Annotated in this window: 14 protein-coding genes and 1 other annotated feature; of the genes, 3 read left to right on the top strand and 11 right to left on the bottom strand. The window is 38.0% G+C overall.

Annotation, left to right across the window (positions count from 1 at the left end; all coding sequences use genetic code 11):
* Window positions 1-250 precede the first annotated feature (250 nt).
* The 3 genes from U8D43_RS20475 to U8D43_RS20465 all read right to left on the bottom strand — a co-directional run bounded on the left by U8D43_RS20475 (window position 251) and on the right by U8D43_RS20465 (window position 1,698).
* Window positions 251-982: a diacylglycerol/lipid kinase family protein gene (locus U8D43_RS20475; RefSeq protein WP_335873000.1), complete on the bottom strand. Its 732-nt coding sequence runs from the start codon at window positions 980-982 to the stop codon at window positions 251-253.
* Between the two features lie 217 nt (window positions 983-1,199).
* Window positions 1,200-1,487 carry a hypothetical protein gene (locus tag U8D43_RS20470; RefSeq protein ID WP_335872999.1) on the bottom strand — a complete coding sequence of 96 codons (288 nt, stop codon included), beginning with the start codon at window positions 1,485-1,487 and terminating at the stop codon, window positions 1,200-1,202.
* Between the two features lie 61 nt (window positions 1,488-1,548).
* Complete coding sequence (locus tag U8D43_RS20465) at window positions 1,549-1,698, bottom strand: hypothetical protein (RefSeq protein WP_335872998.1); 150 nt, start codon at window positions 1,696-1,698, stop codon at window positions 1,549-1,551.
* 140 nt (window positions 1,699-1,838) lie between these two features.
* On the opposite strand from U8D43_RS20465, the gene safA reads away from it, so the two are divergent.
* From safA to U8D43_RS20450, 3 genes are all read left to right on the top strand, one after another.
* The gene (gene safA, locus U8D43_RS20460) at window positions 1,839-2,462 is read left to right on the top strand and encodes a SafA/ExsA family spore coat assembly protein (RefSeq protein ID WP_335872997.1); all 624 of its coding nucleotides are present in this window, start codon (window positions 1,839-1,841) and stop codon (window positions 2,460-2,462) included.
* Window positions 2,463-3,130: 668 nt separating this feature from the next.
* Window positions 3,131-3,634 carry a hypothetical protein gene (locus U8D43_RS20455; protein WP_335872996.1) on the top strand — a complete coding sequence of 168 codons (504 nt, stop codon included), beginning with the start codon at window positions 3,131-3,133 and terminating at the stop codon, window positions 3,632-3,634.
* Between the two features lie 1,134 nt (window positions 3,635-4,768).
* Window positions 4,769-4,930 (top strand): hypothetical protein, encoded by a 162-nt coding sequence (locus U8D43_RS20450; RefSeq protein WP_335872995.1) that lies wholly within the window; start codon window positions 4,769-4,771, stop codon window positions 4,928-4,930.
* A 347-nt stretch (window positions 4,931-5,277) separates the two neighbouring features.
* On the opposite strand, the gene U8D43_RS20445 is transcribed toward U8D43_RS20450, so the two are convergent.
* The 8 genes from U8D43_RS20445 to metG form a co-directional block, all read right to left on the bottom strand.
* On the bottom strand, window positions 5,278-5,505 hold the full coding sequence (locus U8D43_RS20445) for an aspartyl-phosphate phosphatase Spo0E family protein (RefSeq protein ID WP_335872994.1): 228 nt from the start codon (window positions 5,503-5,505) through the stop codon (window positions 5,278-5,280).
* Between the two features lie 268 nt (window positions 5,506-5,773).
* Window positions 5,774-6,871 carry an ABC transporter permease gene (locus tag U8D43_RS20440; protein ID WP_335872993.1) on the bottom strand — a complete coding sequence of 366 codons (1,098 nt, stop codon included), beginning with the start codon at window positions 6,869-6,871 and terminating at the stop codon, window positions 5,774-5,776.
* Complete coding sequence (locus tag U8D43_RS20435) at window positions 6,868-8,136, bottom strand: ABC transporter permease (RefSeq protein ID WP_335872992.1); 1,269 nt, start codon at window positions 8,134-8,136, stop codon at window positions 6,868-6,870. Before U8D43_RS20435 ends, U8D43_RS20440 begins: the two co-directional genes overlap by 4 nt.
* Window positions 8,137-8,147: 11 nt before the next feature.
* Window positions 8,148-9,080: an ABC transporter ATP-binding protein gene (locus U8D43_RS20430; protein WP_335872991.1), complete on the bottom strand. Its 933-nt coding sequence runs from the start codon at window positions 9,078-9,080 to the stop codon at window positions 8,148-8,150.
* A gap of 396 nt (window positions 9,081-9,476) precedes the next feature.
* The gene (locus tag U8D43_RS20425) at window positions 9,477-10,109 is read right to left on the bottom strand and encodes a response regulator transcription factor (RefSeq protein ID WP_335872990.1); all 633 of its coding nucleotides are present in this window, start codon (window positions 10,107-10,109) and stop codon (window positions 9,477-9,479) included.
* The gene (locus U8D43_RS20420) at window positions 10,106-11,209 is read right to left on the bottom strand and encodes a sensor histidine kinase (RefSeq protein WP_335872989.1); all 1,104 of its coding nucleotides are present in this window, start codon (window positions 11,207-11,209) and stop codon (window positions 10,106-10,108) included. The genes U8D43_RS20425 and U8D43_RS20420 overlap by 4 nt, the downstream gene beginning before the upstream one ends.
* Window positions 11,210-11,321: 112 nt before the next feature.
* Entirely contained in the window at window positions 11,322-11,801 is a 480-nt protein-coding gene (locus tag U8D43_RS20415) for a hypothetical protein (protein ID WP_335872988.1), read from the bottom strand.
* A 90-nt stretch (window positions 11,802-11,891) separates the two neighbouring features.
* Window positions 11,892-13,517 (bottom strand): methionine--tRNA ligase, encoded by a 1,626-nt coding sequence (gene metG, locus U8D43_RS20410; protein WP_335872987.1) that lies wholly within the window; start codon window positions 13,515-13,517, stop codon window positions 11,892-11,894.
* 263 nt (window positions 13,518-13,780) lie between these two features.
* Window positions 13,781-14,044, bottom strand: a binding site (T-box leader).
* Between the last annotated feature and the right edge of the window lie 194 nt (window positions 14,045-14,238).

Raw genomic sequence — 14,238 nt, 5'->3', positions numbered from 1 at the left:
ATTAATTAATGAGACAGTAGTTTTAGTTCTTCTATATTCATCCATAGTTTTAATTTATCCGTTTAAATATTGTTTACTGCAACAAAAAAGTGGAGTATTTCAGATACTTAACGTAGCAGAAGCTACACCGTATCTGACCTCACTATCATCCCACTCCTAAAGGAGTGGGCTTTCCCGTTCGGGGAAATCTGTAAGGTTTGTTGTTTTTTGAACTAATCTATCAACGGTGATATAGCTTTGTTTCGGGGCATCAACCGTCTATTTTTGATGGGTATTCCTTTAGCAACTTATATCCAGCTTCTTTCCCCACAAATACATCTAATTCACCATCGTCCATCCGTATCGTTGATAAGGGCAGCATACTCGTACCTATAAAGTTGCCATTTGCAATTAATACGAGAACGGCATCACCTTCAATCACTTCACTTCCGAAGGACAATTTGTATTCAAACGGCTCTGTTAGTTGAACTTGCTGAAGTGCACTAATATAATAACTTAGTTTCCCGAAAACTCCTTTCATCTGTCCATTAATGTTTTCAGATGTATCCACAACTAAGCCTACTCCTAAAAAATCCGAAAAACAGCGATCATTTGCTTGAACAATATCGACGGGGTAGTGTCCTCCATCAAATAGTAGCTTAGTAGCCTCGATCACATTCTGAGGTATGTATAACGCACGACTTAAATCATTGCATGTTCCGGATGTAATAATTCCAACGACGGGGCGTTCTCCTTCTATCTGACTTAATCCATTTATGACCTCATGAACCGTTCCATCACCCCCAACAATAATCACAAGATCGTATTCCGCACCTTTATCAAAGCAAACAGACTCGGCATGTCTTGGCTTTTCTGTTAATACCACTGTCACTTCATTTGTTTGCTGAACTATGATACTCATGCAGGAGGATAATAAATCTTCTGTTCTTTTTTGTCCTGCTTGTCCATTCATGATTAATAATGCCTTATCATATTTTTTCATACTCTCCCCCTCTCCATACCTCATTTTTCACCTAGGTTCTTTTAGTATTATTTATTGGTGTTGAAACTATAAAATTTAAAGAAACATCTACTATTAGAAGAGATTAAATTCAAGTAGATATGAAAAAATACCCTGAAACCTGTTCATCATTGTTCTATTCCTTCCCAAAAACAGCCTTCGACTAAAAAAACATCTAACGGTATGTTAGATGCTCGCCTCATGCTGTATTCGAATCATTTTGTTGTCTGGTTGTCACAGCATTAAATGCAATGTTCAACCTCCCCTTAATATAGCTCTGAGGATCATAGCTAATGTTTTCTTCTTTCATTCGCTGAATTTCTAATTCAGCAAACATACTAAGAGCTCGACTCATATGATCTAAAGCAGCCTTTAACTGTTGAACATCATGACCGTTTCGTTTACTTAAACAATAATACGATATGCTATCTGCTTTTTTACGAATATCTATTAATGCCTCTAAATCAAACATCGGTACTTGGTGCATAGCACTCCCTCCCCCTCTCAACAATATATTGAGTGACTCAGAGAATTATGCCTCGGGTAGACTATGAATTCACCGTATAATATTGAGATAATTCGGGCGTACTTTTCATTGACTCCACAATTTTACTTCGAGGTATAGACTTTGAAATATTCACTCCTCCTTTTGATAACTTAGTAATTAAATCACTCAATTTATCACGCTCAGCATTCATATTTCCACCTCTTTTTTTCGTTTCGTTTCTCTTCTACTACCCACTACTTTAAAGGGATAACCCCTTTTTATAAATTTTTATAATAATACAATTTTTTCAAAGACGTAATATTTTCTTAGAAAGCATGGAATGTTATGGATATGAAAAATTTTAAGTTTCTTTTAACCGTTGTCGTATTGTTCTTGTCATTTGGAATATTTGGAGCAAATGTATCTTATGCCGCAGATACGTATTATGTTCAGAAAGGAGATAGCCTCTGGAAAATATCGAAAAAATATCAAATTGGATTATCTGAAATTATCGATGCAAACTCGCAAATTCCTAATCCAGATTTAATTTATCCTGGACAAAAAATTACGATCCCAAATATTGATAGAACAAAATCAATTGAATCTGAAGTGTTACGATTAACGAATGTCGAGAGAGCCAAATACGGATTACCAGCTCTGCGAGACGAGTGGCAACTCGCACGTGTCGCACGCTATAAATCAGCAGATATGCGCGATAAAGGATATTTTTCTCATACAAGCCCTACGTATGGCTCACCGTTTACAATGATGAAAAACTTTAACATTCAGTACTCAGCAGCCGCTGAAAATATTGCTGCTGGTCAATCCTCAGCTGCTCAAGTCGTTCAAGATTGGATGAATAGTGAGGGACATCGTAAAAATATCCTCAACGGAAGTTACACTCATCTGGGAGTAGGCTACGCAAAAGGAGGAGCATACGGCCACTACTGGACACAGATGTTTATTAAGAAGTAGACTAAATCTAGATTATTTGTTCCATTGGTTGACTGAAAAAGGAGCTCTCACAGAGTTCCTTTTTTTAGTTTTTTTGGAAATTTCATGCTCCTGGTACAAAGTTTAAAGCTGGTAGTAAAGTTTTCTCGTTTTATTTCTTATTTTTTATTTCGAAATGAAAAATTCATTCGTTAGAAAAGGCTGTTTTCGCAAAGATTGTTATTTTTCGCATATGCTCAACATCCTTAACATAACTACAACTCGGGTCATTTTTTCGTATCAATTGGTAGGTGAATTTAGAAAAAAGAACGATTTCCATAAAGATTTTCATTATTAAGCAACCTTCGATACAAAAAAAGCCTTAGAAAAAGAGCACGAAGTCATACAAGTGAAGGGATTCCTTCTTATTCGAAAAGCCACAATCTTTGCGAAAACACCTTTTTTTACATGATTCTACCTTTAGATTGATATAATGTGGAATTCTTGTGAAATAGCTGCCGCATAGAACCCCCCCATATTTTTAGATTAAAAATAATGCCAAAAGATCCCCGAAGTCGACCTCTTGAACGAAATATATCCTACTGTGAAAATATTTTTTTCTTACACAAGATTCAAAGTTATGCACAAGCAACCATATTCTCTCTATTTCCTACATATATATGAAATAAAACGTGAAAGGGGAAGGATACATGAAACGAATCTTATGTTTACTGCTGTTTTGTGTTCTTGTCTTATCAATTCCTTTATCTGCAGCAACAGCCTCTCCGTCAACTGAAGCCGCTACCAACTCATGGTTAGATGATACCTACCCTAAGTACAAGAATGAATCGGTTGTGATTGCTGATACTATTCACACATGGGCCGATATTCAGGTTAGTGAGGATACTTCCGAACGATTAAAACTCCAATTACTTTCTGTTCATTTCCAAGAAGTTCAAGATACCATTTTCTTTTTTGATCGTCACACTTTTCTTTACTATGATGAAAGTAGCGGAACAATCTACGATTCAACTCTTGTGACGAGGAATGATGACATCAACACTTTCTATAATAAGTATAAAGACGAACAGAAAAAGGGGTTAAGCACAACCAGCTTTCTTACTTTACTTTTGTTGATTTTTCTATTTATCTTTGTCATTCCAATAACCGCAATGATTTTCCATCCAAAGTCTCCCTCTGGTTCGACCCTATAAGCGATGAAAGAGGCAATATTGCTTAGCCTCTTTCGTCTGTTTTCTACCACGAACCTAGTGCAGAGGTACCGAGAAAGCGCTCAACATCTCGCCTATAGGGAAATAAAAGAGCGATGTAACGAATTGGGCTCTTTTCTTGCTTTCCATCCTATTGATAATTGAAAGTTCTCTTTTCCGATTACATCCTCGTTTTTGATGAGGTCGATAAAGGCTTAATGCTCAAAATTCCTCCGCTTCTTTTGGATATCTCATAAATAAGAGCAATCTTTATTTGTTCTTCTTCCAATCAGTTGAACCAATGAAACGATCCTCTACTGCATAACTATTAGCAAAACGAACGAGTCCAAGCATACGAAGTTTGATGTGTTTGTGAACAAAATGAATTTCTCCGGTTGATGCATAGTTTAATAGGATTTGAGAGCATTTTTTTACCTGTTAAGCTCGGTGATTTTGCTTAATTCTTGTTGACTCGTTAATAAGTGACCGTTAGTTTTTTTACCGACTTTTGTAGTAAAATATTGTCTACCTCATTTAGAAAAGGGGGACCAGTTATAGGGGAATTATCCTTTTCTTTCTGCTTACCTCGAAAAAAGATAAACTCACATCTTATACAATCATTAGTTTTATTTATTGGCCCCTATTATCTTTTGTTTAGGCTCTTTTCGTATACATTGTTGCTCTTGACACAAAGAAAAAACAAGCAATAGGGTTTTTTCGATTGATTTCTTCCTATTTATCTAGAAATGAAGAATTTTCCATTAGGAAAAGAACACAAAGTCATAAAAGTCAAGGGACTCCTTCTTATTCGAAAAGCCACAATCTTTGCGAAAACAGCGTTTGTTTAAGTAGATGGGTAGTCCAAAAGGTCTTATTCACTATCATGACTCTCCTACCATAAGGAACGTATGTTCTCATTGTAACATAGAGAGATTTGCTTTGGCAATCGTGAACTACCATTCCTATCTCCCTGCCGCTGGATGGAGCCCTTCTCATGCTTGAAAAAAGAGTTTTTTATCGAAAAATGATAAAAATAAGCCAATTTCTTCACAGAAAGGAAGGATAATGAAGTTATTTATCGAAATGTGTAAATACATAGAAAGGTGAGCCGATATTACTATAAAGGGGGGTTATAAGATGAGGTCTTTAAAACAACATAGAAAAGTCGTGAAAAGTTATCGTCGAGCTCAACAAAGACAAGTCCTCTTAGATGGATTTATTGATTTTATATTTATGATTCTTGGTATTTCCTTAATAACAGGTACACTCGTCTTTCTTCTTTCCTACTGGTCCTATTAATTCGCATTTTTAGAATATATTATTGCCATTTAGTCAAATTTGGATGGAATCCTCCATTTTACAGGAGATTTACATCTAAAATAAATGAAAAGATGCTCCGGAACAAATCTATATCATCGTTTATAAACTGATTCGAAAAGAAACAAACTTTGCGAATACAGCCTATTAATTTTTTTCCGACTATTCATTATGAGAGAGATCTTATTCGTTGCTCAACCCCATAATAAGTATCTTCTCCCTATTTACTCTTCCCAGATAACTTTCATCAAGGGGCTATGTTCCCCTTGATGGATAGTTGAGCAAATAAGATTTAATGAAGATTTTTTCTCGCTACCAACCCCACTTCTTTACGCTAGATTTTGATATGTAAAGTTAAGCGCTAATTTGAATGTGGATAAGAAGTCTACACAGAGGACAAATGCTTGCTTATTCAGCAGAGCCCTATGTTTGTTCAATAGCTCGTCCAATTCTTGACTGCATGTAACGGTTTTAGGATGTGAAAAACCGTTCTGAAAGGCCAACTCCAACATCTCACTTCGTTTCAATTCAATACTTTCTGAGATTACCTCGATCATGATTCTGATTTCTCCTTTTTCATTATCTGTCGTTTATGGCAAAATTAATTATGGCAAGAATAAGAATGGATTGAAACCCTTTCGACAATGGTTATCAAAACTAGTGACAAAGAGACAAAATGAGTGATTGTTCAGTCAATTCACACAAATACCCTTTGACGAGAACGGATATCAGCGTTTTTTTCCTTATGACAAGGTTTGACAGATGGCGCCTACAGCAAAAAAGCATCTAAACGACCACGAATAGGCCTTGTTTAGATGCTTTCCACTATCGTTTTTCCATAAAGTTGATCCCAATCCCCATGAAAACCACTCCCATTAATGTTAGAACACTCATCGGCATCAGCAATTCTGAAAGACTCAATCCATACACTGCTGCTCCCTTCAAGGCTTCCATTCCATAGGTGATTGGAACAAGTTTCGCTAGAAAAAGAAGCACATCAGAAGAGACAATCTCAAGGGGCCAGTACGCTCCACCAATCATGGCCATACTTACGAAGATGAATGGAACGAGTGCATTGAATTGATTCATATTCTTCGATAAAGAGGTTAGCAAAATCGAAAGAGCAACAATACAAAAAACATATGGCACTAACAGCACGAGGGTTTCGGTGAAAGCACCATGAAAGTCTACCTTTGCTCCATATCGAAAAACAAGAAAGATTCCCAATACTTGAACGTAACCAAGCACAAAGCTAAACAGTAAGTTAGCCGTGTACATCTCCCACTTCTTTAAAGGTGAGAGAATCATCCGGTCCCAGATTCCTGCCCGTTTTTCTTCTAAAATATGAACTACACTATAAGCAATGGTATATAAAACAAAAAATAACGAAAAACCAAAAATCCCTTGTAGCTTTGTATCAATAATAACGCTTTCGCTGCCTCGAAAACTTTCCTTTTCTACTAGGAACGTAGGATGTTGTAAGCTATTTTGAAATACTTCTTCAACATCCCCTCTCCTACTTTCCCCAGCAATATTGATAATTTCTTGCTTTTGTAGGACCACTTGGTATACCGATTCTACATAGCGCTCTATTATCGCTAAATTTGGCGTTTCACTGACTCGAATCACAGTAAATCCATTCTCATTTAATAGAATACCAGCTTCTACATTCCCTTCACTCACAGCCTCCTCCAATTCCTCACGAGTCACTTCAGAAAAAGAAAAGACATCAGACACTTGTAGGTTTTCCATCATTTGAGCTGTTTCATTTTCATCTAATAAACTCAAAATGGGTACGTGAATCTTAGCTTCATTCCCTTTTCCCATAAAATACGCAAACATGATACATACGAAAAACATAATAATAAAGGTCCATGGTTTACGAAGGAATAATTTTCCTTTTGCAAGAAGAATGCTGTTCATCGTAATTCCCCCTTTTTTGGAAAACTAATAATCGATATGACAATCATGATAAAGCCAAACAGGAGCATAGACCAAATATGTTTGCTGATTTCTGTTAGTTCATATCCTTGCAGAGTTTGAAGAAAAGCCGTCATTGCAGCACCATTCGGCGTTAGATTACCGAGCACACTCAAAAAACTAGACATATTAGCTACAGGGATAAAGCTTCCCCCTAGAAAAGCAAAAATTGTGACGACTACCGTAGAAAAAAAACTTGAAAATGTTTCTGAATTAGTACGAAAATTAATCGCAGTTAAAAGGACAGCAACTCCACCAACCGCGAAGCTCAACGCCATAACAATCACAATAACATTTCCCCAATTGGGCCATGTAACTCCATAAATAATGGCTGATAAACCCAGAATAATCGTCAATTGGACTATTACTAAAATCATTGCGGCACACATTAAGCTGAACATATAGACCCACTTTGATACATTTGAAAGAAGAATCCGATCAAATACATTCCACTGCTTCTCTTGATAAGAAAAAGAGCCGATATTTGAAGCAACATAGAGAACAAACATCATACTCATTCCTACTGTAAAATAACTCAGGGAGGAAAAAGAAGATCGTTCTGCAACCGTTTCAACTGATGTTTCCACCTCAACGCTTGGAATGAAGTCTGATTCAACCAAATTACTTTTCCCTAATAACGTTAGTAAGGAATATTGCCGTTGAAAGTCAACAAGCACGTCTTCAACAATGCTAGATGTTAATTGTCTCCCTTCATTTACAAATATCTTCATCGTTGGTACTTCTGATTGTTCTTCAAGAAGAATCGATTGTAGCATTTGAAAGGTGTACCCCTCAGGCACTTCAATAATGGCAGAGAAGGTTTTGTCTGCCTTTAGTTCTGCTAATTCCTCTACACTTCGTTCTTCAACTTCCATATACTGTTGGAATTCCCGGCTTCCCAAAACGCTTTCTTTTAAAATTTTCATTGGAAGTAGCTCTTTAGCTGCTTGTGAAAGTTGTTGCTGCGCTTCATTTGGGAGCTCTAACTCTTGTAAATAAGTTTGCCATTCTTTAAAATCCTCTGTTTCACTCCCATGCTCCACAATTGCCATTTTCCCATTAAGAGTAGTCCTCTCACCATCCATAATGCCACCGAGCGCAAAACCTAAAATAGTAATTAACAAGAATGGTAGAGCAAGAAGAACGAGGAGCTCACGTGGATTTCGAATAAACAACAATAGTTCTTTTTTTATAAATGCCCAAAGCATCCTTATCCCTCCTAATCTCTTAATGCTCGACCGGTTAGATGTAAAAACACATCTTCTAGAGACGGTTTTTGCACGTCTATCGAAGTTAGTACCGTATTCGTTTCTTCAGCTAGATTAAACAGTTTGCTAAATAAGTGAACTTCTTTAGGAACGACCACTGATACGGTCTCATCGACCACATTCACTCGCTGAATGACAGGTTCTGCTTTCAAACGCTGAATAAAGGCCTCCTCTAACCGTTCGACCACTACGACAATTGTTTGTTCGGATGAAAGAATGTTTTTAATTTCTTCCTGTGTACCTGATGCGATGATATCGCCTTTGTCCATAATGTAGATTCGGTCACATAGAAATTCAACTTCTTCCATATAGTGGCTAGTGTATAAAATGGTCATGTTTTGTTCTCGGTTTAATCTTTTGACCGTTTCTAAAATATACTTTCTCGACTGAGGATCGATTCCGACAGTAGGTTCATCCATGATCAATAGTTCTGGGTCATGAAGTAGTGCGATACCAATATTGAGCCGCCTTTTCATCCCTCCTGAGAACGTCTTGACTAAGTCTTTTTGGCGATCTGTCAATCCAATTTGTTTTAACACTTCATCTACTTTATCTTTTAAGATCTTGCCTTTCATTCGGTGCACACGGCCAAAGAATTCCAAGTTTTCTCGTGCAGACAAATCACTATAAAGAGCAATCTCTTGTGGGACGACCCCTAACACTTTTCTCAATTTATTGGGATTTTTTAATATACTTTCTTGATGAAGTCGAACATCTCCCTTCGTTGGTGTCACAAGAGAGGATATCATAGAAATCGTCGTTGATTTGCCCGCTCCATTCGGTCCAAGTAAACCAACTGTTTCCCCACTTTCCAAGTACATATTGACGCTTTCAACAACCTTTTGCTGCTTATATTGCTTTGTCAGATTCACCACTTCCATCATAAACAAGCACCATCCTTTTGTTTTCTTGCTTTCACTATACAAAAGAAGAGAAAAAAAGAGCACTACCTTCAGTCATCAAAGTAGCTTTGTTTCTATGACCTCCGTCACTTTTTCTTAAGAAAGGGCTGTTTTCGAGCAACAAAATTATTCCTTTTGCACAATATTGTGGACTTGACTGAAAAAGTGGGTTATATCCTCATGAAAATTGCTCATTAATTAGCGACGTCTAGTGCTAGACAATATAACCATTAAAAAAACGACTGTTTTTCCAGACATTATCGCTACTGAATATGATGGATAACGGAATCCCCCTTTTCACCTTTGATTCCTGTCTTTTTAGCGTGATCTACACTGGTGTTAAAGTAGCCTATACAAAAAAAGACTCCATAAGAGTCCTTACGCAATATCATTTCTCACCGCAAAAATCGCCAACTGTGTTCGATCTCGCAAATCTAATTTATGGAGAATTTGCGTTAAGTGATTTTTCACGGTCCCAATTGACAAATGTAATTCTAGTGCAATTTCTTTGTTCGTTTTCCCTTCTCCAATCCGTTTTGTGATGGAAATTTCACGTGGAGTTAATGGTAAGTCTGTTGTTTTATGGTGCTTAGCTTCGAGCAGTTTTGGCATCACCTTTGCCGCCACTTCTTCATGAAGGCTCATGCCGCCCTTTAGCGTACTATGTACAGCCCCAATCACTTGTTGCACATCAGACGTTTTCAATAAAAAACCATTGGCTCCGTCCCTTAGCGCTCTTAGAACATACTCATCATCATTGAATGTGGTTAAGATGAGTATTTTCACTTGTGGCCAGCGTTTTTTTATTTCTGCTATGGCTTCTAGCCCATTCATGATGGGCATACGAATATCCATCACAACGATATCTATTGCATGCTTCCCTAATTGGTGAATACCCTCTTGCCCGTTTTCTCCCTCTGCCACTACCTTCAGCCGTGGATCTCGTTCTAACATCATCTTCAAGCCTTGTCGCACGATCGCTTGGTCTTCTACTAATAAAATATGTATCATGTTCTCTTCCTTCCTTCTACTGGAAATGAACCATTTACCATAAAGCTATCTTCGGTCTGATAAACCCGTAAATTCCCACCTATTTCTCTTAGTCTCCCTTCCATATTTGTTAAGCCAAAGCCAAATTGAAACGGCCTCTTCTTTGTTAGTGGATTCGTAATATTCACATCGATATCCCCCTTTGCCGTTCTCCCTAGCGATACTTCAATCCGCCGTGACTGAGTATGCTTCATCGCATTCGTTAAGGATTCTTGGATGACGCGATACAAAACAATGCTCTGTTCCGCGTTCAGTTGAACGGAAAGTACACCTTGCTTTGTCGTAAACACGATCGACATTCCATTCTCAGACTCTAACTTCCGAATAAGCGCGATAATAGAGGAAACCCCTTCTATTTCTTCTATATGTAGCGTAGAGACTGCTTCTCTTGTTTCCGCCAAACTGTCACTTGCCAAATCCTTCAAACTATCCACAACCGAAAAATCTTTCGTTTGTATCATTATTTCTATTTGCATTAAGAGCGCCGTTAATTTATGACCCACTGAATCATGAATTTCTCTTGCTATTCTTGTTCTTTCTTCCAGTCGAACCAATTTTTCATTCTCAAGAGTTTGACGTTTCATGCGGCGATACTCTTCCAACAATTGCTCATATAATTCTCTCGACTGCGCCCTATGAAAAGCAGCCTGATTCAATAGAAACGTCACAAAAAAGTAAAGGGTCACAACGATAAACCATGGAATAGAAAAAAACTCCCAATAAAACAGCAAGAGAACCATGACTGCACCCGTCACCATCATCAACAAACGGTAGGCAGATTCAGATAATCGAAACACTCCTTCAAGTAAAAGATACATAAGTAAAATAACGAGAGATTGATACGAATCAACCGAAGTAACCAATCCCAAAATGAGAATTATACTATTGATAAAAAGATATAAATTCACCTTTTTCTGCACGACAGGAAGAAAAAAATATGCCGCCACTGACGCAGCGCAAGCAAATAAGAAAAAAGGAAATTGTTCAGTCTGCCAAAACGGAAATAAAAACACCGTCCATATCACCATAAAAAAGAAAAATCTCAATAAAAACGCACCCATCTCGCTCCCCCTTTGTTCCCTTTATCCTATTCTGCATCAAGTTCCTTAACTCCTTTGAAATGAACTCGATTTTTCTAATCCTACATCTCTAAAGAGGAGAAAAGGGGAAACATCAATCAATCGTATCGCTCTTAATTCCGTGTTTCCAGATAGAGTATATCGCCCAACCGTCACTCGGGTGTTCTTCGCTATATTGCACTGGAAAAAGAGAAAAAAAGATGAAATACGCCGAAAAATAAGTGAATTTGTCTAGCAGTGGATGCCATTCTATAAAACCGTTAAAGACTAATGCATTTACGATCAAAACCGGAAATAAATTAAAGAAGGCACCACCCGCATAAACGAGAGTATGAGACCATCTTGTATCGACCTTTAATTTTTCATATTGATTAAAGGCATCGAGAAAATAAATTCTTTTTACCTCTAATTCGCCAATTGAAAAAAAGTGCTTACCCCTTCCCAATGTTAAAGCCACTTTCCCCCCAAACATACGTGCAAACACAGCGTGCCCTGATTGGTGAATGAGATTAACTAGGGGAAGAATAATGAGCACTGAAATCATAATATTAATTACATCATGCCATGTGAACAAATCAGAACCCCCTATTCTACCCTTCTCTATAACCACTAATATCCGCATTAAACAAAATCGGGATGATTCATGAGAAAAGAACTATTTATTTTACCTCTGCTGGAGCTTTTCTTGTTCAATACAGATTCTATCCACATCAATTCGTTCAAAAAGTGGATACACGGTACTTAATTCACAAGACGCTAGTGATTCGTACGACCAGTTTGGCTCAGGTGAAAATTGAAGCTGTTCTCTTAATTGTTTGCAAGCTGTGGGGAGAAAGGGCGCTAATAGATTGCCTAAGTTTTGAATCCACTCGACACAAGTCCAGAGTGTTTGAATACAATTCTGTTCATTTTCTTTGATCGATACCCACGGTCTCTCTTCGTCGAAATACTTATTTCCTGCTCTCACATACTGAAAAATAACCTCAAGCGCTTGTTTCGTCTCCCCTTTTTCAAGGAGCTCTCCCGCCTGGCTGTATACATATTGTCCTTTTGTAATGAATCTTTCTTCTACCACAGCCGGTTCAAGCTTTCCAGCGAAGAACTTGTCGACAAATTTCAACGTCCGATTCACAAAATTTCCAAATGCCCCTAATAACTCACTGTTGTGACTATAAATAAATTCCCGCCAAGAAAAATTGGCATCTCCTTTATCAGGTGCGTTGCTACATAGAAAATAACGAATGGAATCAGGATGGTAGTTCTCTAACAAATCTGGAATCCATACTGCCCAGTTTTGACTTGTTGAGATTTTCTTCTTTTCGATTGTAAGATATTCACTCGAAAGAATATGGGTCGGCAAAAGTGGTCGCTTTAGTCCTAGCAGTATCGCTGGCCAAATGATGGTATGAAAAGGGATGTTATCTTTTCCGTGCACATAGTAAGCCTTCACGTCACCTTCCCAGAAAGGTTTCCAGCCTGCGCCCGTTGCCTCGCTCCATTTTTTCGAAGCAGAAAGATAGCCTACCACCGCTTCGATCCAAACGTAAATCTTTTTATCATGATACCCCTCAATCGGTACCGAAATCCCCCACTCCATGTCCCGAGTTGCGGCCCGGTCTACTAACCCTTCTTCTAAATACCGCTTCGTTAGTTGAACCGCATTCCGTCGCCAATGACGTCCATTTTTCCTCAAAAAACTCTCAATTCCTTCTTGAAAATGAGAGAGCAAGAAGTAAAACTGCTCAGCGTCTTTAATAATTGGCTCCCCTCCACATTGTTTACAGCGCTTTTCTTCTAAATCCACCGAATCTAAAATCGTTGAGCAAGCATCACATTGATCTCCGCGTGCGTATGATTTACACACCGGACATCTTCCTTCTACATACCGGTCCGGTAAAAAATTTTCACAATCTGAACAATATGTTTGCTTCACTTCCTTTACTTGTAAATAACCTGCTTCATGCAACTCGGTAAATATGTTCTGAACCTCACGATGATGATGCTCATCGTCAGTACGAGTATAGTAGTCATATGAAAAACCTAATTGTCTAAAACTCTCCTCGAATTCTTCATGATACTTATTTGCAATATCATTAGGTGTGACCCCTTCTTTTTGCGCCGATATTGTAATAGGTGTCCCATGACAATCCGTTCCCGACACATAGAGAACTCTCTCCCCTTTTTGCCGGAAGTAACGGGCAAGTATATCCCCTGGTAACAAACTCGCAATATGACCCACATGCAAGGAACCATTAGCGTATGGCCATGCTCCTCCAATAAATATTGTCATTTCTATTTCCTCCTTAAAATTAGGCTGTTTACGCAAGGTTTGTAGCTTTTCGTCTATTTTTGCTTGAAACCAACAGATAAATGAAGGATTCAATTAAAAAGTAGATGAAATAGCCACAATATATCCGAAAAGAGCCATTCATTAAAAGCTGTGTTAAATATTTCAGTTGCAGTGTGATCGCTGTCCAATCCAATCAGCTGCTCAACAAAAATCAACCATATTCTCTAACACAGCAAAAAAACCCTCGCCCTTAGACAATATTGTCTAAGGGCGAGGGTTACTCGCGGTACCACCTTATTTTACGAATAGCTCACACTATTCGTCTCATCAAGTACGGAGCATACACTCTTATACTGTGACATTGGTAACGGACGTCAACTCCCGTCGAAACCTACTGATAACCTTCGTTACGTTCAGCACGCAGCTCCGTGACCATTTTCTGTTTCCTCCTCTTTGCTTCTTCTCAGCTACCGAAGCTCTCTTGATAAGAGGGAAGAGAAACATACTCTTCACATCAACGCTTTTATCTTATTATACACAATATTCGTAAAAAGAAAACTAATCTTCACTACTTTCTGAAAGGCTCTTTTATACGAAAATGGGTTTTGATGCTGATTTTGACACAAAAAAGCACCCTCCCTAAAATGGAATGACCATTTTTAAAGATTGGCTATGGCACCATTACTTGATTTAAGCTGGTTTTGATTTTTGGATATCTACC

Origin of the sequence: Bacillus sp. 2205SS5-2 (genome assembly GCF_037024155.1) — a bacterium.
GTDB lineage: Bacteria > Bacillota > Bacilli > Bacillales > Bacillaceae_K > Bacillus_CI.
This window is presented reverse-complemented; position numbering and strand designations above follow the sequence as displayed.

Coding starts and splice junctions, on each gene's coding strand:
- U8D43_RS20475 (WP_335873000.1), bottom strand. CDS start 982: ATGAAAAAATATGATAAGGCATTATTAATCATGAATGGACAAGCAGGA.
- U8D43_RS20470 (WP_335872999.1), bottom strand. CDS start 1,487: ATGCACCAAGTACCGATGTTTGATTTAGAGGCATTAATAGATATTCGT.
- U8D43_RS20465 (WP_335872998.1), bottom strand. CDS start 1,698: ATGAATGCTGAGCGTGATAAATTGAGTGATTTAATTACTAAGTTATCA.
- safA (WP_335872997.1), top strand. CDS start 1,839: ATGAAAAATTTTAAGTTTCTTTTAACCGTTGTCGTATTGTTCTTGTCA.
- U8D43_RS20455 (WP_335872996.1), top strand. CDS start 3,131: ATGAAACGAATCTTATGTTTACTGCTGTTTTGTGTTCTTGTCTTATCA.
- U8D43_RS20450 (WP_335872995.1), top strand. CDS start 4,769: ATGAGGTCTTTAAAACAACATAGAAAAGTCGTGAAAAGTTATCGTCGA.
- U8D43_RS20445 (WP_335872994.1), bottom strand. CDS start 5,505: ATGATCGAGGTAATCTCAGAAAGTATTGAATTGAAACGAAGTGAGATG.
- U8D43_RS20440 (WP_335872993.1), bottom strand. CDS start 6,871: ATGAACAGCATTCTTCTTGCAAAAGGAAAATTATTCCTTCGTAAACCA.
- U8D43_RS20435 (WP_335872992.1), bottom strand. CDS start 8,136: ATGCTTTGGGCATTTATAAAAAAAGAACTATTGTTGTTTATTCGAAAT.
- U8D43_RS20430 (WP_335872991.1), bottom strand. CDS start 9,080: ATGATGGAAGTGGTGAATCTGACAAAGCAATATAAGCAGCAAAAGGTT.
- U8D43_RS20425 (WP_335872990.1), bottom strand. CDS start 10,109: ATGATACATATTTTATTAGTAGAAGACCAAGCGATCGTGCGACAAGGC.
- U8D43_RS20420 (WP_335872989.1), bottom strand. CDS start 11,209: ATGGGTGCGTTTTTATTGAGATTTTTCTTTTTTATGGTGATATGGACG.
- metG (WP_335872987.1), bottom strand. CDS start 13,517: ATGACAATATTTATTGGAGGAGCATGGCCATACGCTAATGGTTCCTTG.